The sequence below is a fragment of the Streptomyces sp. P9-A4 genome (assembly GCF_036634195.1).
GTDB lineage: Bacteria > Actinomycetota > Actinomycetes > Streptomycetales > Streptomycetaceae > Streptomyces.
This window is the reverse complement of record NZ_JAZIFY010000001.1, coordinates 4,890,014-4,913,449: the sequence shown is the minus strand read 5'-3', so window position 1 is coordinate 4,913,449 and position 23,436 is coordinate 4,890,014. Positions and strand designations below refer to the sequence as shown.

Here is a 23,436-nt window from a genome sequence, read left to right as displayed (position 1 = left end):
GATGACGCACGTCGAGCGACAGCAGTGGGACGTGGTCGTGATCGGCGCGGGCGGCGCCGGGCTGCGGGCCGCGATCGAGGCGCGCCGCGCGGGCGCCCGTACCGCCGTGATCTGCAAGTCCCTCTTCGGCAAGGCGCACACCGTGATGGCCGAGGGCGGCATCGCCGCCTCCATGGCCAACGTCCACCCGCAGGACGACTGGAAGACGCACTTCCGCGACACCATGCGCGGCGGGAAGTTCCTCAACCAGTGGCGGATGGCCGAGCTGCACGCCCAGGAGGCCCCCGAGCGGGTCTGGGAGCTGGAGACCTGGGGTGCGCTCTTCGACCGCACCCCGGACGGCCGGATCTCGCAGCGCAACTTCGGCGGCCACGAGTACCCGAGGCTCGCGCACGTCGGCGACCGCACCGGGCTCGAACTGCTCCGCACCCTCCAGCAGAAGGCCGTCGGGCTCCAGCAGGAGGACCACCGCGAGACCGGAGACCACGAGGCCCGGCTGAAGGTCTTCCAGGAGTTCACCGTCACCCGCGTCCTGAAGGACGGTGACGGGCGGGTCTCCGGGGTCTTCTGCTACGAGCGGGAGAGCGGGCGCTTCCTCGTCCTGGAGGCGCCCGCCGTCGTCCTCGCGACCGGCGGCATCGGCAAGTCCTTCAAGGTGACCTCGAACTCCTGGGAGTACACCGGCGACGGGCACGCGCTCGCCCTGCTCGCCGGGGCGCCCCTGGTGAACATGGAGTTCGTGCAGTTCCACCCGACCGGCATGGTCTGGCCGCCGTCGGTGAAGGGCATCCTCGTCACCGAGTCGGTACGCGGGGACGGCGGCGTGCTGCGGAACTCCGACGGCCGGCGCTTCATGTTCGACTACGTCCCCGAGGTCTTCAAGGAGAAGTACGCGGAGACGGAGGAGGAGGGCGACCGCTGGTACGAGGACCCCGACCGCAACCGGCGACCGCCCGAGCTGCTGCCCCGCGACGAGGTGGCGCGGGCCATCAACTCCGAGGTGAAGGAAGGGCGGGGCTCCCCGCACGGCGGGGTGTTCCTCGATGTGTCGACGCGGATGCCGGCCGAGACGATCCGGCGCCGGCTGCCGTCGATGTACCACCAGTTCAAGGAGCTGGCCGATGTCGACATCACGGCGGAGGCGATGGAGGTCGGGCCGACCTGCCACTACGTGATGGGCGGGGTCGCCGTCGACTCGGAGACGGCCGCCACCGTCGGCGTTCCCGGGCTGTTCGCGGCCGGTGAGGTGGCCGGCGGCATGCACGGCTCCAACCGCCTCGGCGGGAACTCGCTCTCCGACCTGCTGGTCTTCGGGCGCCGGGCCGGTCTCCACGCGGCCCAGTACGCGTTCTCGGGGGCGGGCGGCGGGATCGTGGCCGCCGATGTGGAGGCGGCGGCGGCCGAGGCACTGGCCCCGTTCGCCGGACCGGAGCCGGGGACGGTGCCGGGGGGCGCGTCGGGGGGCGCGTCGGGGGGCGCGTCGGGGGCCGCGGAGAATCCGTACACCCTTCACCAGGAGCTCCAGCAGACGATGAACGACCTCGTCGGGATCATCCGGCGGGCGGGCGAGATGACCGAGGCGCTGGAGCGGATCGCTGCCCTGCGGGCCCGCGCCCGCCGGATCTCCGTCGAGGGCCACCGGCAGTTCAACCCCGGCTGGCACCTCGCCCTCGACCTGCGGAACATGCTGCTCGTCGGCGAGTGCGTGGCCCGCGCCGCCCTGGAGCGCACCGAGTCCCGGGGCGGGCACACCCGCGAGGACCACCCGGCGATGGACCGCGAGTGGCGCCCGGTGAACCTGCTGTGCCACGCCGAGGACGACGGCGTCCGGCTGGAACGGACCCGTACCGAACCCGTACGCCCGGACCTCCTCGCGCTGTTCGAGCGGGAGGAACTCGCCAAGTACCTCGCGGACGACGAACTGGAAGGGGGTCCCGGCGCATGAGCACCTACGACGCGCGGTTCCGGGTGTGGCGGGGAGACCCCGGCGGCGGCGCACTGACCGACTACACGGTGGAGGTCCACGACGGGGAGGTCGTCCTCGACGTCGTGCACCGCCTCCAGGCCACCCAGGCGCCGGACCTCGCGGTGCGCTGGAACTGCAAGGCGGGCAAGTGCGGTTCGTGCTCGGCCGAGATCAACGGCCGGCCACGGCTGCTCTGCATGACCCGGATGTCGGTGTTCGCCCGGGACGAGGTGATCACCGTGACCCCGATGCGCGCCTTCCCCGTCGTCCGCGACCTCGTCACGGACGTCTCCTTCAACTACGCGAAGGCCCGCGAGATCCCGGCGTTCGTGCCGCCCGCCGGGGTCGGTCCCGGCGAGTACCGGATGCGGCAGGAGGACGTGGACCGCTCCCAGGAGTTCAGGAAGTGCATCGAGTGCTTCCTCTGCCAGGACACCTGCCATGTCGTGCGCGACCACGAGGAGAACAAGGAGGCCTTCGCCGGGCCCCGCTTCCTCATGCGGATCGCGGAGCTCGACATGCACCCGCTGGACGCGGCGGAGGAGGCCGGGATCGACCGGCGGCGGACGGCGCAGGACGAACACGGGCTCGGCTACTGCAACATCACCAAGTGCTGCACGGAGGTGTGCCCGGAGTCCATCCGCATCACCGACAACGCCCTGATCCCGATGAAGGAGCGGGTCGTGGACCGGAAGTACGACCCGCTGGTGTGGCTGGGGAGGACGATCGGCCGCCGGAAAGGCTGACGGCGGACCGGTGACGTGGCGCCCCCCGGCGCGCGAGCTCCGGCCTCCGCCCGTCAGTTCCAGTCGGCGCGGTAGGCCGCCCAGTCGCCCTCCTCGGCCGCGAAGTCGACGTACAGGGCGACGCCGAACCGCTCCCGGCCGGGGTCGGTGCGTCCGAGGCCGAGTCCGGTGCCCCGGACGGCCGCCTTCACGGTCTCCGCGTTCTCGTGGTGGCCGAGGTCGTCCTCGTGGAAGAAGGGCAGTCCCATGAGCAGGTCGGTGGTCTCGGGGGTCACTTCGAGGGCCAGGCTGGTCTGCTGGGCGACGTACCCGCCGTAGAGGCCCTCCAGCGGCATCCAGGTGTCGTACGACATGACGGCGATCTGGTCGACCCGCCGGGCGACCTCGCCGAAGAACTCCTGCGACCACCACTTCTCGCTGCCGCTCACCACGCCATTCACCGTGTGCAGGCCCGGTAGCGGGTCTATCTGGTGGGCGGCGACGGAGAGCGGCGCCTTCCGTGCCCGGGTGAGCTTCCCGAGGTCGTCGAGGAGGGAGAGGTAGTGGGGGTCGTCGGAGAGCAGCGGCTCCAGGTCGAAGTGGACCCCGTCGAATCCGGTGTCCAGGATCTGCCGGGCCGAGGTGACCACGGCCACCCGGGAGCCGGCGTCCTCCAGGCGCAGCCCGTCGGGCCCCTCGGTCGCCAGGACGTCACCGAGCCAGGCCTGCACCCGTATCCCCGGCATCGTGCGGTGGACGGCGTCGATGAACCACTTGGCGCGGGGGTACCGGGCGGCGGGCAGGGTGCCGTCGTGCTCCAGGGGTCCGGCGTGGACGTACAGGTCGCGTATGCCCGTGCCCTTGATCCGCGCGGCGAACGCGGCGACGTCCGCGTCCTTCTTCCGCCCGTCGACCCAGGCGTGTCCGAGCCAGACGGCGTCCTTGCCCCGGGTCCTGGCGTCCTCCCTGACGTCCCCCGCGTAGTTGACGCGCAGGGCGAGCGCCCCGAACAGCGGAGGCACCACCAGCACCAGGACGAGGCCGAGCACGAACCAGCGCCCCCGTCGCCACATACTCCTCAGCCGTCCACTCACCCGAGCCCCCCGAGAGTCGTCGTGTCACTGTCGTCGTGTCACTGTTCCCACCGCTCCCCACCGTAGCGGTGACTACTGACAGTGACGCTTGCCTGTGGAGAATGGTTTCGCTCCGGCTCGGGTCCGGTCGCGGAGCGACATACCCGGACATAGCCTCCCCTTTGTGACGCGAATAGCCACCCGAACCCTTCTCGCGGTGCTGGTGGCGGCGTGGTGGCTCCTCGTGCCCGCCGTCGCCCACGCCGACGACCCCGTCGAACTGTCCCGCGACGGGCAGATCACCGACCGGGTGAACGCCCTCGGCGACCGCCGCGCCTCCGTGGTCCGGGCCCTCGACCGGCTCTACGACGACCGCCGGATCCAGCTGTTCGTCGTCTACGTACGGGACTTCTCCGGCCGCACCGGCCAGTCCTGGGCCGACGCCACCGCCGAGCGCAACGGCCTCGGTGTCGACGACGTGCTGCTCGCCGTCGCCACCCACGACCGCCGGTACGGCTACTCCGCCGACCCGGACGCCCGCCTCACCCAGGCCCAGCTGAACGACGTCGCCCAAACCGCGATCGAACCGGCGCTGAGGCAGAACGACTGGGCCGGCGCCGCGATCGGCGCCGCCGACGGGTACTCCGCCGTGCTCGCCGGCCGCCCCGTGCCCGCCCCGGCCATCACCCCCGGGCCCGCCGATCCCGGCGGCGCGGCCGGCGACGGCACCTCGGCGAGCGATCTGGTCCTGCCCGTGGTCCTGGTCGGCGGCGCCGGAGCCGTGGCGGCCTACGCGTACACCAAACGGCGCAGGCGGACCGAGACCCGCACCACCCCCCAGGGCGGACAAGGCTGGGGCCCGCCGAAGGAGCCCGCGCCGCCGTCCCTCGACGAACTCGACGGGGAGGCCCGCCGGACGCTCGTCGCCACCGACGATGCCGTCCGCACCAGCCAGGAGGAACTCGGCTTCGCGTCCGCCCAGTACGACGCGGAGACGGTGCGCCCCTTCACCGAGGCCGTCGCCTTCGCCGAGGAACAGCTGACGGCCTCCTTCCGGCTGCGGCAGAAGCTCGACGACTCCTTCCCCGAGGACGACTCCACCCGCCGGAGCATGCTGGAGGAGATCCTGCGCCGCTGCGCGCAGGCGAACGCGCGCCTCGACGCCGAGAGCGAGGACTTCGACCGGCTCCGGGCCCTGGAGCACACCGCGCCCGAGGCGCTCGAATCCGTGGAGACCGCGTTCCGGGAGCAGACCGGCCGGGTCGGCACGGCCGAGGCCGCCCTCACCGCCATGCGCGAGCGGTACGCCGAGACGGCCGCCTCCCCCGTCGCCGGCGACGTCGAACAGGCGAAGGACCGGCTGGTCTTCGCGACGGCCCACGTCAACCAGGCCCGCCAGCGGATCGACACGGGTGACAACGCCGGGGCAGCCGTGCACATCCGGGCGGCCGAGGGCGCGGTGGACCAGGCCGCCCGGCTGATCGAGGCGGTGGACCGGAGGGCGCGGGAACTGGCGGAGGCGGTCGGCAAGCTGCCGGGCGCCCTCTCGGAGACGGACGCGGACCTGGCGGACGCCCGGGGCCTGCTGAAGGGAACCGCCGAAGGCGTGTCCACGGCCGATCTCCAGGGCCGGATCGCCCGCGCCGAATCGGTGGTCGCGGAGGTACGGCGGGCCGTGGACACGGGGCGGTACGACCCGATCGACGCGCTCCGCCGGGTCGAGGTGGCCGACACGGCGCTCGACGAGGCACTGGAGGGCGCGCGGGAGCGCGAGTCCGGCAGCCGGCGGGCCCGCGGGCTCCTCGACCAGGCGATGCTGACGGCCCGTTCGGCGATCGGGGCGGCCTCGGACTACATCACCACGCACCGGGGCGCGGTGGGCAGTGAGGCCCGTACCCGCCTGGCCGAGGCCCAGCGGCGCTGGGAGAAGGCGCGGGCGCTCGCCGAGGCCGACGACCCGACGGCCGCGCTCGCCGAGGCACAGCAGGCGGACTCCCTCGCCCGGCGCGCCCAGGACCTCGCCGAGCAGGACGTACGGACGTACGGGAACCCGAACGGGCTGGGCGGTGCGACAGGGGCCGGAGGAAGCGGTGGCGGCGGGCTCGGCGGCGCGGTGCTCGGCGGCATCGTCCTCGGCGGACTGTTCGGCGGGGGAAGGGGCGGCGGACCCGGGGGGTACGGCGGGGATTCGGGTGGCGGGGGGTTCGGGGGCGGTGGCTTCGGCGGCGGGCCCGGCAGCTTCGGCGGCAGTGGCACGCGCGGCCGGCGGGGCGGCGGCGGCCGCTTCTGATACCGGCGCGTTCCGCGCCCTCCCCCTCTCTTTCCGTCCCTCTCAAGGAGAAGAGCCATGAGCAAGCAGACGATCCTCGGCCGGGTCACCCAGCTGGCGAAGGCCAACATCAACGCCCTGCTGGACCAGGCGGAGGATCCGCAGAAGATGCTGGACCAGCTGATGCGCGACTACTCGAACAACATCGCGGAGGCGGAGGAGGCGGTGGCCGCGACCATCGGGAACCTCCGGCTGATGGAGCAGGACCACCAGGAGGACGTGGCGGCGGCGAAGGAGTGGGGCGGCAAGGCCCTCGCCGCCAGCCGGAAGGCCGACGAGCTGCGGAGCGGCGGGCAGCAGGCGGAGGCGGACCGCTTCGACAACCTCGCGAAGGTGGCGCTGGGCCGGCAGCTCCAGTCGGAGAAGGAGGCGCGCACGGCGGAGCCGACGATCGCCGCGCAGACCGAGGTGGTGGCGAAGCTCAGGACAGGCCTCGACCAGATGAGGGCCAAGCTGGGCGAGCTCCGGGCGAAGCGCGACGAGCTGGTGGCCCGTGCCAGGTCGGCGCAGGCGCAGAACACGATGATGGACGCGGTGAAGAACATCGACGTGCTCGACCCGACCAGCGAGCTGAGCCGGTTCGAGGACAAGGTGCGCCGGGAGGAGGCGCGGGCGATGGGCAAGCAGGAGCTCGCCGCCTCGTCCCTGGACGCCCAGTTCGAGCAGTTGGACGCGCTGGGCGACAGCGCCGAGATCGAGGCCAGGCTGGCCGCGCTCAAGGGCTGACCGGGCGGCTCCTCTCAGAACATGCTGAGCAGCTGTTCCACCGTGGGTTCCGCCGTGCCCTCGCCGTCCGGAAGGTCCAGTTCGAACCAGACGGTCTTCCCGCGCGGGGTGCGGCGCGACCCCCAGGAGGAGCTGAGCAGCCCGACCAGCTGGAGGCCCCGGCCGCCCTCGTCGGTGTCCTTGGCGCGGCGGCGGCGCGGCTGGACGAGGCCGGCGTCCCAGACCTCGCAGACGAGGGTGCGGTCGCGGAGCAGCCGCAGCCGGATCTCGCCCTCGCCGTAGCGGAGGGCGTTGGTGACGAGTTCGCTGACGAGGAGTTCGACGGTGTCGACGAGCGCTTCGAGGCCCCAGGCTCCCAGCTGGGCGCGGGCGAGTTCCCGCGCCCGGCCGACCGAGCGGGGTTCCCTGGGCAGCCGCCAGTCGCCGACGGCCTCGCTGGGCAGGCCCTGGATCCTGGCCAAGAGGAGGGCGATGTCGTCCTCGCCGTGCCCGGTGTCCAGGGTGTTCAGGACCCGGTCGCAGACGTCTTCGAGCGGTCGGGCCGGGTCGGTGAGGGCGCGCCGGAAGGCGGACAGGCCCTCGTCGAGGGGGTGGTCGCGGGACTCGACGAGCCCGTCGGTGTAGAGGGCGAGGAGAGCGCCCTCGGGCAGTTCGAGCTCCACCTCCTCGAACGGTTCGCCGCCGACGCCGAGCGGCATCCCCGGGGGTACGTCGAGCAGCAGGGCCTCTTCGCCGGGCTCGACGAGCACCGGCGGGAGGTGCCCGGCGTTGGCGAACGTGCAGCGGCGGGTGACCGGGTCGTAGACGGCGTAGACGCAGGTGGCGAGGTAGACCTCGGAGAGTTCGGGGCCGCGGGACTTGTGGGTGCGGGACTGCTGGGCGCCGATGGGGGCGCCGAGTCCGCGGGCGATCTCGTCGAGGTGGGAGAGGACTTCGGCGGGTTCCAGGTCGAGCTGGGCGAGGGTGCGGACGGCGGTGCGCAGTTCGCCCATGGCGACGGCGGCGCGCAGTCCCCGGCCCATGACGTCCCCGATGACGAGGGCAGTGCGGTGTCCGGGGAGTTCGATGACGTCGAACCAGTCGCCGCCGACCTCGGTGGCGGTGGTGCCGGGGAGGTAGCGGCAGGCGATGTCGAGTCCGGCGGCCTCGGGGTCGCCGGGCGGCAGCAGGCTGCGCTGGAGGATCAGGGCCCGCTCGTGCTCGCGGCGGTAGAGGCGGGCGTTGTCGATGCAGACGGCGGCGCGGGCGGCGAGTTCGACGGCGAGGGCGCGGTCGCGGTCGCCGAAGGGTTCGCTGCCCTTGGTGCGGGAGAACTGGACGAGGCCGACGACGATGTCGTGGGCGACCATCGGGACGACCAGGGTGCTCTGGACGAGATCGCCGTCGACGCCGGGCACGGTACGGAGGCGGCCGGTGCGCAGGGCTCCGGCGCAGGGCGAGTTGAAGGGGTAGCGGTGGACGGCCCCGACCGCGATTCGTTCGGGTCCGCAACAGCCGCTGTCGGGCTCCTGCCGTTCGTCGGTTCTGCGGGGGGTGTCGGATACGGCGCTGGCGACGGCGACCCGGCGGAGTTCGGCGCTTCCGGCCCCGTAGCCGACGTCGTGGGAGCTGCCCCAGCGGCCGGGCGGTGCCTCGTCGCCGGTCAGCAGCCCCTGGTAGAGGTCGACGGAGGCCAGGTCGCAGAAGCCGGGGACGGCGACGTCGAGCAGTTCGCGGGCGGTGGCCTCCAGGTCGAGGGTGGTGCCGATGCGGGCTCCGGCCTCGTTGAGGAGGGCGAGGTTGCGGCGGGCGCTGGCGGCTTCCCTGGCGGCGTTGTGACGGCGGGTGATGTCGATGCCGAGGCCGGCGACGCCGATCGGGCGGCCGGAGCCGCTGTGCACGCGGTAGAGGTTGACGGCCCAGTGGCGGCGGTCCCTGGCGCCGGGCGCGGCGCCGATGATCTCGAGGTCGGTGACGGACTCCCCGGTCTCCAGGACGCTCCGGAGGGCGGCGGTCATCCGGTCGGCCTCGGCCCGGCCGAGGTAGTCGTGGACGGTGCGGCCCCGGTGGTCGTCGGCGGAGCCGCCGAAGACGGTGGCGAAGCGCCGGTTGGCCCGCTTCACGGTGAGGTCCGTGCCGAAGAGGAGGAACCCGAAGGGCGATTGGCCGAATATCGCCTGGGAGGCGGCGAGGTCGGTCTCGATCCGGCGCAGGGCGCGTACGTCGACGACGATGCAGAGCGCGGCCCGTTCGCCGGACTGGGTCTCGCTGGGCATGACGTACATCTCGGCGATCCCGTGGGCCCGGTCCTCGCCGGGGACGCGGAACGGGACGAGGCCCGTCCACTCCTTGCCGTCGAGGATCTCCCGGACCTTCCGGTGGCCCCGCTCGCGCAGCTCGGTGGGCATGAAGGCCTCGACGGGGTCCTTGCCCCTGGCCTCGTCGGCGGTGACCCCGAAGAGGTCCACGGCACGTCGGCTCCACTGCTCGACGAGGCCGTCGGGCCCGATCGAGAAGGAGGCCACCCGGATGTAGTCGTAGATGGAGCCGGGCGGGCTGCTGTGCCACACGACGCCGCCACTCGCCGTCTCAGGTATCTCGCTCACGCGACCGTCCCCTCCAGCTCACCGCACCGGACCGGCCATGCCCGCAGTATTCAATACAGCGGGCCCCGACGGCACGACGTTCACGATCACAGGGTGGTCTCGTTCGTCCCGCGGCGAGTACCGGTGATCGTTGTCCCTCCCTGTTTACTCACCAGGCAGAGCCAGCTCGAACCATACGGTTTTGCCCGTCCTTCCCTTACGGGTCCCCCAGCGGCGGGCGGAACAGGCCACGAGACCGAGGCCGCGGCCCCCTTCGTCCTCGGGTCCCGGGGCCCTTTCGGTCGGCGGATCCGGAAGCGGATCGGAAACCTCCACCAGCAGCGCGGGCGGGTGCGCGGGGTCCGTTCCTTCGGGGCGGGGGCGGACGAGGCGGACCCCGATGGGTCCGGAGGCGTACCGCAGGGAGTTGGTCACCAGCTCGCTGACCAGCAGGACGGTCAGATCACCGAGGGCCGAGTCGAGTTCCCAGGACCGCAGGGTCTCGCGCACGGCATGGCGCGCCGTGCGCACGGCGTTCGCCTCCGCCGGGAAGTTCCACTCGGCGCGGTCGCCGTCGGTGTCGATCACAGCCGATCACTTCCCCAGCCGTGCGTCAGCAGGAAGGCCCACGTCCTCTTTCAACGGGTCAATCAGGACATACCCGATATTTGGGGTGGGATATCGCGCTGGGCGCAGCAGCGGGCGCACGGTGGCACGAACGGCGTAGGGAATCAGTCGCGTGCGCCCGCACCAGGGGTCGCCGGAAGCCTCAGGGCGGCCTCGGCGACGGCGGGCCGGTCCTGGTCGAGCCAGTCGACCGAGTCCAGCTCCGAGCGGGCGAGCCAGCGCAGCTCGTCGTGGTCCTCCAGCGGGCGGGGCTCGCCGGAGAGCAGCCGGGCGGTCCACACCTGGAGGACGTAACCCGGCTTGAGCGGCCATTCCCCGGGGATGCGCTCGCCCGGCTCGACCCGCACGCCGAGTTCCTCGCGGAGTTCGCGCACGAGGGCGTCTTCGGCGCTCTCGCCCGGTTCGAGCTTGCCGCCGGGCAGTTCCCAGCGGCCGGCGAGTTCGGCGGGGGCGCTGCGGCGGGCGGCGAGCAGTCGCCCCCGGTCGTACAGCGCGCCGGCGACGACGACCACGACGCTGGAGCCGGGGCCTGTGCCGGGGTCGGACCCGTGCGGTACGGCGGGTTCGGTGGTGCGTTCCGTCATGGACGCGAGCGTAGCCCGGCCGGGGAGGCGTCCGCCGGGGTCAGAGGGCGGGGCTGCCGATGCGCTCGACCAGGTAGAGCTGCTTGTGGCCGCGGTCGTCGAGACTGTCCGCGATCTTCTGCGCCTCGTCCTTGGTCGCGTACCGCCCCACCCGGTAGCGGTTGCCGTTGTCGTCCTGCCGGATGACGAGCCAGGCGAGGTCGGAGCCGCTGTCGGTCATCAGACTTCCCCTTCCGCCGGTCCGGGCGCCACCAAGCATCTCCGGGAAACCGCAATCCGCATATGCCGGAGCTTACGCCTGACCTTCACACAGCGGATACGGAATCGTACAAAGAGATACGGATCGGCCGGGAACCGACGGGGGGAGGCCGAAGGTCACACCCCGGGCACCCGCGCGGGCACGGTCGGCACCGGCATCAGGACGGGCGCGCCCGCGCCCCCGGGGTCCTTGCGGCAGACGTCACCGCAGGTGGCGTCGAGCGAGCAGCAGAGGGAGCAGACCGGCCCGGACCGTACGGGGCAGTCGGCGATGTCCGGCAGTTCGTAGGCGGTCTCGCACTCCGCGCAGAGGTGGGTGGCGCGCTCGTCGACGGCGCCGGCCGCCGGGCCGTTCACGGTGTTGGGGCGGGCCAGGTAGTAGCGCCCCTTGGTCGCCCAGGCGATCAGCGGGCAGAGGACGACGGCGAGACCGGCGGCGATGAAGGTGGAGAAGGCCTGCGCGTAGGCGCCGAAGAGACCGAAGAAGGCGAGGATCGAGACGACGGAGGCGATGACCATGGCACCGAATCCGGCCGGGTTCACGGCGTACAGGTAGGCGCGCTTGAACTCGATGTACGGGGGGCTCCAGCCGGCCCGCTTGTTGATGACGAGATCGGCGGCGACGGCCGCGATCCAGGCGATGCCGACGTTGGAGTAGAAGCCGAGCAGCTTGTTCAGGGCGGCGAACATGTTCATCTCCATCAGCGTCAGCGCGATGGCGAGGTTGAGGAAGATGTACCAGACGCGCCCGGGGTGCCGGTGGGTGACGCGGGAGAAGAAGTTCGACCAGGACAGCGAACCGCTGTAGGCGTTGGTGACGTTGATCTTGACCTGGGAGACGATCACGAAGAGCGCGGCGGCGGGCAGGGCGAAGGAGCCAAGCCAGGGCCTGAGCGCTTCGATCTGCGGGGCGATCGGCTCCAGGGCGTGGGTCCTGCCGACGGCCTCCAGGGCGACGAAGGCGAGGAAGGCGCCGCCGAGTTGCTTCGCCGCGCCGATGACGACCCAGCCGGGCCCCGCGGCGAGCACGGCGAGGTTCCACCGGCGCGCGGTGGCCTCGGTCTTCGCGGGCATGAAGCGCAGATAGTCGGCCTGTTCGCCGATCTGGGCGATCAGCGAGAGCGCGACGCCAGTGCCGAGGCCGAAGCCGAGCCAGGAGAAGCCGGCGCCCGCCCCCTCCGTACCGCCGAAGGAGGCGAAGGCGCCCCAGGCGTCGGGGGCTTCGAAGGCGAGGACGACGAAGGGCAGCACCATGCCGACGATCCAGACCGGCTGTGTCCAGGCCTGCACCTTGGCGAGCGCGCCCATGCCGCGGAAGACGATCGGGATGACGATCAGGGTCGTGAGGAGGTAGCCGAGCTCGACCGGCAGCCCGACGGCCTGGTGCATGGCCTGGGCCATGATCGAGCCTTCGAGGGCGAAGAAGATGAAGGTGAAGGAGGCGTAGATCAGCGAGGTGAGCGTCGAGCCGAAGTAGCCGAAGCCGGCACCGCGCGTGATCAGGTCCATGTCCAGGCCGTACTTCGCGCAGGCGCGGGCGATGGGGATGCCGGTGAGGAAGATGAGCGTCGCGGCGGTGAGGATCGAGGCGAGGCCGCTGCCGAATCCGTAGGTGAAGACGATCGAGGCGCCGATCGCGAAGTCGGCGAGGTAGGCGATGCCGCCGAGGGCGGTCCCGGCCACGGTCGCGGGCGACCAGCGCCGGAAGGAGTGCGGGGCGTAGCGCAGCGAGTAGTCCTCGCGGCTCTCGTCCGCGGCCAGCCTGGCGTAGCTGCGGCGCGGCCCGGGTGGCGGGGCGGCCTCCCCCGGTGCGCCGTAGGCCGGGGCGGGACTTTCGCCCGGCTCCGGGGTGGGGGTGGTGATCGTGTCCGTCATGGGGGTTCCTGTCGTCCGGCCGAGTCGCGGGTACGGACGAGGAAGCTAGGAGCCGGTCGTGACGGACGGCGGTGGCGCGAGGTTGCCGGGCGGTTACGCGAGCTGACACCCCGTTAACTCGCGGTCACGCCTCCCGGACGACGGACTCCGCTGACCGGTGGGGGTCGGCGGAGAGGCGCCGCGCGGGGCGGGCCCGTGGACCTCGGACGGACCGTCGGAGGCTCATCTCACCGGCAGGTGGTACGAGAGGCGGTAGCGGTCGGCGGGGACGACCACGTCGGCCGTCTCGACCGCGCGCCCGGAGGCGTAGTACGTGCGCTCCACGACCATCACCACATGCCCCGGCACCCCGCCCAGCGCGAGGAGTTCCTCGGCGAGGCCCGGCCGGGCGCCGACCTCCTCCATGACGTTGTCCACGACCACGTCGATGGCCGCCATCCGCTCGACGACCCCGCAGCCGCCGAGCGGGCCCTCCTCGGGGAGCATCACCGGCGTCCGCCCGGTGACGGCGAGCGGCTCCCAGGAGGTGGCGACCATCATGGGCTCGCCGCCGTCCCGGTAGACGTACCGCGTGCGCATCACCCGCTCCCCCGGTTCGATGCCGAGCCGCTCGGCCACCTCGGGGCCGGCCGGTTCCTGCTCGCTGTTCGACTCCCAGGTGCCCCGGGCCCCCTCGGCCGCCTGCTCCTGCCGGAAGGGGCTGGCGCCGGACGCCGGACGGTACCCGGAGCGGGCGATCCGGCGCGGCACCGGACGCTCCCGCACATAGGTGCCCGAGCCCGAGCGCCCCTCCACGAGCCCCTCGGCCATGAGCACCTTGCGGGCCTCCAGCGCGACGGTGTCCGACACCCCGTACTCCTCGCGGATGCGTGCCTGTGAGGGGAGACGCGCATGCGGCGGAAGCGAGCCGTTGGCGATCTTCTCCCGTAGATCGCTCGCCACGCGCAGATAGGCGGGCTGCTCACCGAACGTCACTGGACACTCCCCTCAGGTTGACTTACAGCTACAGACTGACAACCGTGGGTCGCGATCCGCAAGCATGGGCCAAAGTTTCACTCGAAGTGATGACACCGAGATCACACCTCTTGCTACCCACGGTCACACCGAGTAGGCGGCGCCACGCACGCCGAGTTGACGCGTCACACCCCTTGACCCCTATTGGTCCAGACCAATACGTTCCTGCCTGCAAGCTCCTCCGCACACCCCCTCCCGCCTCTCCGCACGCTCCCTCCCGCCTCGCACAGGAACGAGCCCATGCGTCCCAGAGCCATGACCAAGCTGACCCCCGGCTCCGACCCCTGGGCGGACTACGTGCGCCCCGTCGACGCCGCCGCCTCCGTGGACGGCGTCGGCGACACCGCCGACCAGCGCCTGGCCGGAAGCTTCAACGAGCTGCGCGAGCTGAAGGCGAAGCACCCCGGCCTCAAGGTCGTGATCTCGCTGGGCGGCTGGAGCGGCTCCGCCCACTTCTCCGACGCCGTACGCACCGACGCGGGCCGCAAGAAGCTCGTCGCCTCCTACCTCGACACCTACATCAAGGGGAACCTGCCCGTCGACGGCGCCCGCGGCGGCGCCGGAGCCGCCGCCGGAGTCTTCGACGGAGTCGACCTGGACTGGGAGTGGCCCGGATCGGACGGCGCCCCCGGGAACGTCATCCGCCCCGAGGACAGGCCCAACTTCACCAAGCTGGTACGGGAGTTCCGCACCCAGCTCGACACCTACGGCCGCTCGCTGCCGCAGCGCAGGCACTACGACCTCAGCGCGTATGCGCCCACCGCGCCCGCCAAGATCGACGCGGGCTTCGAAGTCGCCCGGATCATGCGGGACTTCGACTTCGTGAACCTCCAGGGCTACGACTTCCACGTCTCCGGCGAGAAGACCACCGCCCAGCAGTCCGCGCTCTACGCCAAGAACGACTTCAGCGTCGACCAGACCGTCAGGGCCTGGCTGCGGCGCGGCGCGCCCGCCCACAAGCTCGTGGTCGGCATGCCCTTCTACGGCCAGGGCTGGACCGGCGTCACCGGCGGCGGCGACGGCCTCGGGCAGCCCGCCACCGGCCCCGCCCCCGCGACCTGGACGGCCGGCTCGGAGGACTACAAGTTCCTCAAGGATCTGGCGAATTCGGGGACGCACAAGCTCTACCCGTCCTACGTCCGGCGGAACGGACTCGGCGGCGCGATGGTCTGGTCCCTCGACGGGGACACCCCGGACGGCGAGCTGATCACCGCCATCGACCGGGGTCTGACCCGGCGCTGACACCCCGCCCCGGCCGCCCTCCCGGCGGCCGGGGCCCCCGAACCGCGGACCGGCGCCCCGCCGCGCGCGGTGCGCCGGAACGGCGGTCGGTCACGGGCCGCCGTCCCCGGCCCGCCGCTTCCGGTCCGCACACGACGGGGCCGGGCCTCCCGAGGGAGACCCGGCCCCGTCCATACGGCGCGTCACGCGTCACGTGCCCCGCACGCCGTCGTCACGTACCGCCCCCGCACGCCGTCGTCACGTACCGCCCCCGCACCCCTCTCAGGCCGAGGTCCCCTCGCCCGCCGGGAGCGTGCCCGTCAGGCCGAGTGCGGTGCGGGCCTCCGCGCCCAGGTTCTCGGGCAGGGCGTCCCAGGCCGTGTCGTACGCCTCCCAGTAGGCGTCCGCGTCGGGCGCCGCCGCCAGCTTCGCCCACTGCTTCGAGGCCGTGTCGAGCTGCTTGCCCAGCGCCGCGACGGGGGCCGTGGAGGCGCCCGGCCAGTAGTGCTGGTCGAGGCCCGTGCGCGCCCCGTTGATCGCGGCGAGAAGCTGGACGGACCAGGCCTTGTTGGCGGCGAAGTCCTCGTCCGGGTCCGCCTCCGGCTCCTGGTAGACCACCGTCTCGATCGGGTTGACGGCGTTCAGGAACTGTTCCTGGTCGGCCGTCAGCTTGGCGGCGTCGGAGCGCACGGAGCCGCTGAAGGGGTTCTTCTTGCTGGCGAACGCGCAGGTCACCGTGCGGTCGCCACCGCGCCAGCTCTCGCGGCTCGGCAGGTAGTAGTACAGCCAGACGTCGTTGGGCACGGCCCAGGTGTCCATCGCGTACGCGGCGTTGATCGCCTCGCAGCGCTTCACCGCGATCTTGTCGATCGCGTCGTCGCCGGGCCACTTGGCGAAGCCGGTGACCTTGAACCCGCCGGTGACCTCGCCGTCGTGCGGGCGGGCGCAGTCGACGATCGTGACGTCCGTCGCGTACTCCTCCAGCTTGCCGTCGTCGCTGAAGCACTGCCCGGTCCGCAGGGAGAACGGCGACTTCGTACGGGACGCCTCGTCCACGCCCTCCTTGAAGTCGCCCCAGGCCGAGCCGATGCCGCCGGTCGCGAGGCCGACGACGAGCAGCAGACAGCTGAGCGCGGAGAGGACGATGCCCGTGATCGCCATCCCCTTGCCGTCCTGCTCCCTCTTCCTGATCTGCGGGAGGGCGATGAGCCCGAGGACCAGACCGAGGGGCGGCAGACAGCAGACGATGCCGGAGACCAGGGAGGCGATGGCGAGCCCGTTGGTGGTGCGCCGCGGCGGCTGCCCGTAGGGGAAGGGTCCCGGCCCCCCTGCCGGGCCACCGTAGGGGCCGGCCGCGTACGGCATGCCCGGGGAGGTGTACGGGCCCGGGGCGGGCCATCCGCCCTGCTGCGGCCCCCCCTCGGGCTGCTGCGGCGGCGGGGTCGGCTGGGTCGGCTCCACGGGTACGGTGCTCCTGTTGCGGCGCGTGACGCGAACAAATGATCGGGCGCGCATCGTACGCGGCGGGGCGGGCGGGACGGACAGCCGGGGCACGCCTCGGACACGGAAGGGACGGCCGCCCGCAGGCGACCGCCCCTCGTCGTGCTTGTCAGACCCTGCTCATCAGGCCGGGCCCATCGAGCCGGGCCCATCGAGCCGGACTCAGAACTGCAGACCCCAGGAGTCGATCTTCCCGGTGTCGTAGGTCGCGTTGTCCGTGACCCGCAGCTTCCACGTGCCGTTGGCGGCCTCCGAGGAGGCGTTCACGGTGTACGTGGTGTTGATGTTGTCCGCGCTGCCGCCCGTACCGAAGGCCTTCAGGGTGTACGCCGAGCCGTCGGGGGCGATCAGCTGGACCTGGAGGTCACCGATGTAGGTGTGGGCGATGTTCACCGGCACCTGGAGGGCGGCCGGGGCGTTGCCCGTGACGCCGCTGACGGTGACCGGGGACTCGACGGTCGCGTTGTCGGCGACGGCGAAGTCCGCGGTGTTCTCGAACTTCGGGCCGGTGGGCGGGGTGGTGTCGCCGCCACCGATGTACAGGAGCTTGTTCGGGGAACCGGTGCCGGGGCTGGTGACGACGTTCGGGGTGGCGGCGGCCGTCAGGGCCGCGGAGACCTGCGCCGGGGTCGCGGTCGGGTTGCCCGCGAGGTAGACGGCGGCGGCTCCGGCGACGTGCGGGGTCGCCATGGACGTACCGGAGATGGTGTTGGTGGCGGTGTCGCCGGTGCCCCAGGACGAGGTGATGGAGGAGCCCGGGGCGAAGAGGTCCAGGCCGCTGCCGAAGTTGGAGTAGCTCGCCTTGGCGTCGCCCGACGTGGTCGCGCCGACGGTGATGGCCTCGGCCACGCGCGCCGGGGAGTGGTTGGCGGCGTTGTCGGTCTCGTTGCCCGCCGCGACCGCGTAGGTCACGCCGGAGGCGATCGAGTTGCGGACGGCGTCGTCGAGGACGGAGTCGACACCGCCGCCGAGGCTCATGTTGGCCACGGCCGGCTTCACGGCGTTCCGCGTGACCCAGTCGATGCCCGCGACGACCTGCTCGGTCGTGCCGGAGCCGGAGTTGTCGAGGACGCGGACGCCGACGATCTTCGCCTTCTTGGCGACGCCGTACGACGAGCCCGCGACGGTGCCGGCGACATGGGTGCCGTGGCCGTGGCCGTCCTGCGCGGTGTTGTCGTTGTCGATGGCGTCGTAGCCGTAGGAGGCACGGCCGCCGAACTCGGTGTGGGTGATGCGGACACCGGTGTCGATGATGTACGCGGTGACGCCCTGCCCGGCGGTGTCCGGATAGGTGTAACTCTGGTTCAGCGGAAGGGCCTTCTGGTCGATCCGGTCCAGGCCCCAGGACGGCGGGGAGGGCTGGGTGCCGTCGATGTGGAAGACGCGGTTCTGGACGACGGACCGCACGGCCGGGTCGGCGGCGAGCTTCTTCGCCTGCGCCTCGGAGAGTTCGACGGAGTAGCCGTTGATCGCCGAGGTGTACGTCCGCTTGATCTTCGCGCCGAACTTGGCGGCGACGGCACGGCCCTTGGCGGTCTCCGCCCGCGCGGACTCGTCGAGGGTGACGATGTAGCTGCCCGGGACGGTGCCTTCGGCTCCGGCGTTCTCGATGACACCCTCGGGGGCGGCCGGTGAGGCGGCTGCCGGGAGGGCGGAGAGGGAGCCGAGGGTGAGGGCGGCGACGGCGATGGCCGCGGCGGTGGCGATTCCGCGACGCGATTCACGCATCACTGACATGTGAGGGGTCCTCCTCATTGGTGGTGCGCTGCTGTGGGGGTGTGGTGCTGTGGGGGGTGCGTCGTGCTGTGGGGGGTGCGCGTTACCGAGAGACATGACAGAGGCATGACAAGACGAGGCAAGTTCCACGCCGTCTCGAACATCCGGCTGCCGAGCGAAAGATTGGCTGATCCATAGGAATCCCACAAGGGCTGCCGACAGCCCGCAACACCCGCGCCACACAGCTGACATGCTGACCGGCATGACCGCCTACGTGTGCCCCCGCTGCCAGGTCCAGTCGCCCGCGGACGCGCTCACCTGGTGTTGTCCGAAGTGCCGCGGCCCCTGGGATCTGGAGTTCGCGAGCGCCCCGGTATCCCTCCCGTCACTCGCGTCACGTGTGAATTCATTGTGGCGTTACGAGGAGGCGCTGCCGCCGATGCCGTACGCGGCGGACGTGACGCTCGGGGAGGGCCGCACGCCCCTGGTCCCCCTGGTGGAGAACGCGTCAGGGGCGGTTTCGGCCAAGCTCGACTTCCTCATGCCGACGCTCTCCTTCAAGGACCGGGGCGCGGTGATGCTCGCCGCCCACGCCCTCCGCCTCGCCCGCACCGGCCGCCTCGACCGGGTCGTCGCCGACAGCAGCGGGAACGCGGGCACGGCGATCGCCGCGTACGGCGCACGGGCCGGACTCGACAGCCTCGTGTACGTGCCCGAGGGCACCTCCCCGAAGAAGCTGGAGCAGATCCGGGCGCACGGCGCGCGGGTCGTGGAGGTGCCAGGAGACCGCGAGGCGACGGCCCGCGCGGCGAGGACGGCGGCCGACGAACCCGGCACGTTCTACGCCTCGCACGTGTACAACCCGTACTTCACGCACGGCACCAAGACCTACGTCTACGAGCTCTGGGAGGAGCTCGGCGGGCGCCTCCCCGACACGATCGTCGTCCCCGTCGGCAACGGCACCCTGCTGCTCGGCGCCGCGCTCGCCGTCGACGAACTGCACCGCCACGGGCTCACCGACACCCGGCCCGCGCTGGTCGCCGTCCAGGCCGAGGCCGTATCGCCCCTGGCCGCGGCCTTCCACGCGGGGGCGGACGACCTGGAAGGTGCCGCGCCGGCCGCTCCCCGCCCCACCCTCGCGGAGGGCATCGCGATCCCGGCGCCGCCCCGCGCCCGCCAGATCCTGCGGGCGGTACGGGCGACGGGCGGCACGTTCCTGACGGTGGAGGAGGACGACATCCGCACCGCCCAGCGGGACCTGGCCCGCCGCGGCCTCTTCGTGGAGGCGACCGGCGTGGCCTGCTGGGCGGCCGTCCGTGCGGCCCCGGCACGCCCGGGTCTCACGGTGGTGCCGCTGTGCGGGGCGGGGGCGAAAACCGGTCTGACGCCGTGACGGGCGGGCCGCCGCTCGGCCGCCGCTGACGCACGGCCCCGGAACGCCGAACGGTGCGGCCTCAGGGACGGACGGTCGAACCCGCCCCTGAAGCCGCACCGGCCCTCACCGATCCCGCGCGATCATCGAACCGGCCCTCACCGATCCCGCGCGATCACCGAACCGGCTCTCGCCAACCCCACGCGATCATCGAACCGGCTCTCGCCAACCCCCCGCGGTCACCGGTCCCCGCCGATCAGAACTCGTCGGCGCCGTTGCGGAGCTCGTACGTCCAGTAGCCCGTCTTCGCGGCGGCCTCGTCGACGGCCAGGCCACCGGCCGGGGCCTTCACGACGACGCTGCCCTCGGCGGGGCCCTCGGCGGCGAAGAGGTTCACGTTGAACTCCTTCACGACCTTGTTGTCCTCGTGGGCGCCGCCGAGCGCGACGCGCACGTTGGCGTACGCGGGCGCACCGGGCTTCAGGACGATCGGGGCGGCCGGCTTGCTCTTCGCGACGGCCGGGATGTCCTTGGCGGTCTGGATCGGGCCGAAGGCGATCAGCGGGTACTCGAGGAGGGTGCAGGCGCTGCCGGAGGTGTTGGTGGCGGTGAGCACGATGTGCTCGGTCGGCACCTCGTCGGCCTTAGCCGCCGTGACCTTCACGTCGCCGGAGGCGCAGGCGCGGGCCTTGGTGGAGCCGGTGCCGCCGCCCGAGGAGCCGGTGCCGGAGCCGGTCGTGGGCCCCTTCGTACCGGAGCCGCCGGTGGTGGAGCCGGCCGTCGAGCCGCCGGTGGAGCCCGAGCCGTTCTTCGCGGTGGTCTGGTCCGCCCCGCCGGCCGCCGCGCCGGTGTCGGTGGTGGCCTGGGCCGACTTCGAGGCGCCGGCGCTCCCGGCGTCCTTGGCGCCTGCGGCATCGTCCCCGCCGCCGCAGGCGGTGAGGCCGAGCGAGAGGGCGGCGATGGCGGCGGCGGCCAGGACGGTGGACTTGTGGTGGTGGCGCATGGTGTTTCCCCCGTAGAACGCGGTCGGTCCACCCGGCGGCGCGTCCACCCGGTGGCAACCACCCGGCGGACATCCACCGGGTGATGCAACCAGCTTCCGGCCCCGCACTGCCGTCCCGCTTGCGTACCGCTAACGATCCGCTGACAGCCGCGAAAGTCGGGCCGCGGCCCGCGCGGAACCCTCCGGGAATCCGGCCGCGTCGGCGGCCAGGATCGCGCGTTCCAGCTGGTCGGCGGCCTCGTCGAGGCGGCCGATGCCGGCCAGGGCCTCACCCCGGACGATCTGCAGCTGGGCCTGGACGACCACCGATTCCGGCGGGACGAGTTCCCCCGCGCGAAGGGTGTGGGCGAGCGCCGCCTGGTGGTCCCCCACCTTCAGACAGTGCCCCGCCAGGTGCTGGAGGGTCAGGACCTGGGTCGACGGATGCCCGGTGCGGTCGGCGAGCGAGACCGCGTGCACCATGAGCAGTCCGGCCCGGTCGTGCTCGCCGGTCGCGTCCAGGACGGCGGCGTAGTTGACGTACCCGATGGCCTCGCTGATCGTGTCGCCGACCCGGGCGGCCAGACCGGGAGCCTTCTCCAGGTGGACGAGCGCCTCGGCGTCCCGGCCCTCCTCGTGCAGGATCCAGCCGAGCAGCGCCCGCACGCGGGACTGGGCGTCGGGATCGCCCACCCGCTCGGCGGAGGCGAGCCCCGCCTCCAGGAGCGGCGTCCAGCCGTCCCCGATGCGCATGAGCATCAGCGGCCACTGCACGAGGGCCAGCCGCCAGGCCCGGTCGTGCAGGCCGAGGGCGGCTGCCGCGGTGACCGCGCCCTCCAGGGCGGCGCGCTCGGCGACGTACCAGTCGAGGGCCGCCGTACGGTCCTCGAACTCGCGCGTCGCGGCGGGGCGGCGGGCGTCGGCGGGCAGCGAGTAGCAGGGCTGGGAGCCCGGCTCGGCGGCGGCGTCGGCCGCGAGTCCCGTGTACAGGTAGTGGTCGAGGAGCCGGGGCAGGCCCTCGGGATCGGCCTGTGGGGCAAGATGGCGTGCGTAGAGGCGGACCAGGTCGTGCGGCATCCAGCGGCCGGGCACCGACTCGGTGAGGAGATGGGCGGCGGCGAGCCGGTCGAGGTCGGCGGAGGCCTGCGAGGGGGAGGTTCCGGCGAGGGCGCCCGCCTCGAACCGGTCGAGGTCCGAGCCGGTGTGCAGGCCGATGGCACGGAACAGCCGGGCGGCGGACTCCGGGAGCTGCTGCACGGTGAGGTGCAGCGCGGCGGAGACACCCCGGTCCTCGACGTCGAGGAGCATCAGCCGGCCCTGCTCGTCGGCGAGTTCGCCGACCATCTCGTCGAGGGTCCAGCGCGGGCGTTCGGCGAGCCGGGCGGCCGTCACGCGCAGAGCGAGCGGCAGCCCGTCGCAGAGTCCGGCGAGCCGGGCGGCGGCGACGGGCTCCGCGGCGACCCGCGTCTCGCCGAGGACGGTGGTGAGCAGGGCGGCGGAGTCGGCCGGGGGGAGGTGTCCGAGGGGCACCGGGCGGGCGGCGTCGGAGGCGATGAGGCCGCCGAGCCGGTCGCGGCTCGTGACCAGGGTGGTGCAGTGGTCGCCGCCGGGCAGCAGGGGCCTGACCTGCTCGGAGGAGCGCGCGTTGTCGAGGACGACGAGCAGCCGGCGGTTCGCGGTCAGGGAACGGAACAGCGCGCCGCGGGCCTCGACGGCCTCGGGGATGCGCTGCGGGACCACGCCGAGGGCGAGCAGGAACTCGCGCAGGACGGCGGCGGTCTCGGGCGCGGGGGTGTCGCTGAAGCCGCGCAGGTCGGCGAAGAGCCGCCCGTCGGGGAAATCGGCGCGCCGCTCGTACGCCCAGTGCACGGCGAACGCCGTCTTGCCGACACCGGCGGGCCCGGTGACGAGGCAGACGGGTCCGTCGCCCGCGCGTACGGCCCGGTCGAGCGCGGCCAGCTCGGTGCCGCGCCCGGTGAATCCGCGCGGAGCCCGGGGCAGCCCCTCGGGTTTCGGGGCCTCGGCGGGAACGGCGGGGCGGGGCGCGGCGACGGGCTCGGCGGACCGGAGCAGCGTCGCGTACGCGTCGCTGAGCGTCTCGCCGGGGTCGACGCCCAGCTCCTCGGCGAGCAGCCGCCGGGTGCGGTGGTACCAGTCGATGGCGTCCGACTGGCGGCCGGAGCGGCCGAGGGCCAGCATCAGCGCGGCGGCGAGGGACTCCCGCAGGGGGTGCGCGACGGCTTCGGTACGGAGCACGGCGGCGGCCCTGGCGTGCTCGCCGAGTGCGCCGTACGCCTCGGCCAAGGCCTCCACGGAGGCGAGCCGCAGCTCTTCGAGGCCACCGGCGGCGGCTTCGAGGGGGCGGCTGTGGACGGTGCCGGTCAGCGCGGGCCCCTGCCAGTAGGACAGGGCCTCCCGCAGCATCCGCACGGCGTCGGCGGGCCGGCGCTGCACTCCCGCGAGCCCCACGAGTTCCTCGAACCGGTGCACGTCCACGAGTGACTCGGGCATGCGCAGCACGTACGCCGACCCCTGCGTGGCCAGCTCGACGCCGTACGCCTCCGCACCGTGCTCGGCCAGCAGCGCCCGCAACCGCGAGACATGCCCCTGCAGCACGGTCTTGGCGTGCGTGGGCGGTTCTTCCTCCCAGAGGGCGTCGATCAGCTGCTGGACGTTGACGGCACTGTTGGGCCGCAGCAGAAGCATCACGAGGAGGCTGGACCGCTTGGCGGGCCCCAAGGCTACGTCCCCGTCCTCCGTCACCAGCGCAACGGAGCCGAGCAGCCGGAACTCCACCAGTACACCTCCGGTATCCCTCTCCCCCATTTCCCCAGCAGTCGAGGATACGTGTCCCCCCGCCCCGCGCCTCCACGGGTCGGACGGCCTTTCGCCGGACGGGTCGGA

The 23,436-nt window shown here is 72.7% G+C and carries 17 protein-coding genes; 6 read left to right on the top strand and 11 right to left on the bottom strand.

Annotated features, from left to right (window positions below):
* The first annotated feature begins 1 nt into the window (after window position 1).
* Together V4Y03_RS22295 and V4Y03_RS22290 are read left to right on the top strand one after the other, a co-directional pair.
* A complete protein-coding gene (locus tag V4Y03_RS22295; protein WP_332436084.1) occupies window positions 2-1,945 on the top strand; it encodes a fumarate reductase/succinate dehydrogenase flavoprotein subunit in 1,944 nt (647 codons plus the stop codon).
* Complete coding sequence (locus tag V4Y03_RS22290; protein WP_332436083.1) at window positions 1,942-2,712, top strand: succinate dehydrogenase/fumarate reductase iron-sulfur subunit; 771 nt, start codon at window positions 1,942-1,944, stop codon at window positions 2,710-2,712. The genes V4Y03_RS22295 and V4Y03_RS22290 overlap by 4 nt, the downstream gene beginning before the upstream one ends.
* A gap of 53 nt (window positions 2,713-2,765) precedes the next feature.
* Here V4Y03_RS22290 and V4Y03_RS22285 read toward each other — a convergent pair whose 3' ends face one another.
* On the bottom strand, window positions 2,766-3,764 hold the full coding sequence (locus tag V4Y03_RS22285; RefSeq protein WP_317873503.1) for a hypothetical protein: 999 nt from the start codon (window positions 3,762-3,764) through the stop codon (window positions 2,766-2,768).
* A 184-nt stretch (window positions 3,765-3,948) separates the two neighbouring features.
* Here V4Y03_RS22285 and V4Y03_RS22280 point away from each other — a divergent pair, with 184 nt between their 5' ends.
* Window positions 3,949-6,054 carry a TPM domain-containing protein gene (locus V4Y03_RS22280; protein ID WP_332436082.1) on the top strand — a complete coding sequence of 702 codons (2,106 nt, stop codon included), beginning with the start codon at window positions 3,949-3,951 and terminating at the stop codon, window positions 6,052-6,054.
* 57 nt (window positions 6,055-6,111) lie between these two features.
* Window positions 6,112-6,819, top strand: a complete 708-nt coding sequence (locus V4Y03_RS22275) for a PspA/IM30 family protein (RefSeq protein ID WP_332436081.1) — start codon at window positions 6,112-6,114, stop codon at window positions 6,817-6,819.
* A 14-nt stretch (window positions 6,820-6,833) separates the two neighbouring features.
* On the opposite strand, the gene V4Y03_RS22270 is transcribed toward V4Y03_RS22275, so the two are convergent.
* The 6 genes from V4Y03_RS22270 to V4Y03_RS22245 form a co-directional block, all read right to left on the bottom strand.
* Window positions 6,834-9,404 carry a SpoIIE family protein phosphatase gene (locus V4Y03_RS22270; RefSeq protein ID WP_332436080.1) on the bottom strand — a complete coding sequence of 857 codons (2,571 nt, stop codon included), beginning with the start codon at window positions 9,402-9,404 and terminating at the stop codon, window positions 6,834-6,836.
* A gap of 144 nt (window positions 9,405-9,548) precedes the next feature.
* Entirely contained in the window at window positions 9,549-9,971 is a 423-nt protein-coding gene (locus V4Y03_RS22265; protein ID WP_317877211.1) for an ATP-binding protein, read from the bottom strand.
* 143 nt (window positions 9,972-10,114) lie between these two features.
* Window positions 10,115-10,594, bottom strand: coding sequence for a (deoxy)nucleoside triphosphate pyrophosphohydrolase (locus V4Y03_RS22260; RefSeq protein WP_332436079.1), 480 nt, complete (start codon window positions 10,592-10,594; stop codon window positions 10,115-10,117).
* 40 nt (window positions 10,595-10,634) lie between these two features.
* Complete coding sequence (locus tag V4Y03_RS22255; RefSeq protein WP_317877213.1) at window positions 10,635-10,814, bottom strand: SPOR domain-containing protein; 180 nt, start codon at window positions 10,812-10,814, stop codon at window positions 10,635-10,637.
* Between the two features lie 155 nt (window positions 10,815-10,969).
* Window positions 10,970-12,727, bottom strand: a complete 1,758-nt coding sequence (locus tag V4Y03_RS22250) for a purine-cytosine permease family protein (protein WP_332436078.1) — start codon at window positions 12,725-12,727, stop codon at window positions 10,970-10,972.
* A gap of 222 nt (window positions 12,728-12,949) precedes the next feature.
* A complete protein-coding gene (locus V4Y03_RS22245; RefSeq protein ID WP_332436077.1) occupies window positions 12,950-13,702 on the bottom strand; it encodes a GntR family transcriptional regulator in 753 nt (250 codons plus the stop codon).
* Window positions 13,703-13,981: 279 nt separating this feature from the next.
* Between V4Y03_RS22245 and V4Y03_RS22240 the strand changes: the two genes are divergently transcribed.
* Window positions 13,982-14,983: a glycoside hydrolase family 18 protein gene (locus V4Y03_RS22240; protein WP_332436076.1), complete on the top strand. Its 1,002-nt coding sequence runs from the start codon at window positions 13,982-13,984 to the stop codon at window positions 14,981-14,983.
* Between the two features lie 261 nt (window positions 14,984-15,244).
* Here V4Y03_RS22240 and V4Y03_RS22235 read toward each other — a convergent pair whose 3' ends face one another.
* Window positions 15,245-16,423, bottom strand: a complete 1,179-nt coding sequence (locus tag V4Y03_RS22235) for a DUF4190 domain-containing protein (RefSeq protein WP_317878429.1) — start codon at window positions 16,421-16,423, stop codon at window positions 15,245-15,247.
* Between the two features lie 201 nt (window positions 16,424-16,624).
* Window positions 16,625-18,199, bottom strand: a complete 1,575-nt coding sequence (locus tag V4Y03_RS22230) for a S8 family peptidase (RefSeq protein ID WP_317878428.1) — start codon at window positions 18,197-18,199, stop codon at window positions 16,625-16,627.
* Between the two features lie 229 nt (window positions 18,200-18,428).
* Here V4Y03_RS22230 and V4Y03_RS22225 point away from each other — a divergent pair, with 229 nt between their 5' ends.
* Window positions 18,429-19,571 carry a threonine synthase gene (locus V4Y03_RS22225; protein ID WP_332436075.1) on the top strand — a complete coding sequence of 381 codons (1,143 nt, stop codon included), beginning with the start codon at window positions 18,429-18,431 and terminating at the stop codon, window positions 19,569-19,571.
* Between the two features lie 235 nt (window positions 19,572-19,806).
* Here V4Y03_RS22225 and V4Y03_RS22220 read toward each other — a convergent pair whose 3' ends face one another.
* Both V4Y03_RS22220 and V4Y03_RS22215 read right to left on the bottom strand, forming a co-directional pair.
* On the bottom strand, window positions 19,807-20,553 hold the full coding sequence (locus V4Y03_RS22220) for a DUF4232 domain-containing protein (protein ID WP_332436074.1): 747 nt from the start codon (window positions 20,551-20,553) through the stop codon (window positions 19,807-19,809).
* 129 nt (window positions 20,554-20,682) lie between these two features.
* Window positions 20,683-23,328, bottom strand: a complete 2,646-nt coding sequence (locus V4Y03_RS22215; RefSeq protein WP_332436073.1) for an AfsR/SARP family transcriptional regulator — start codon at window positions 23,326-23,328, stop codon at window positions 20,683-20,685.
* Between the last annotated feature and the right edge of the window lie 108 nt (window positions 23,329-23,436).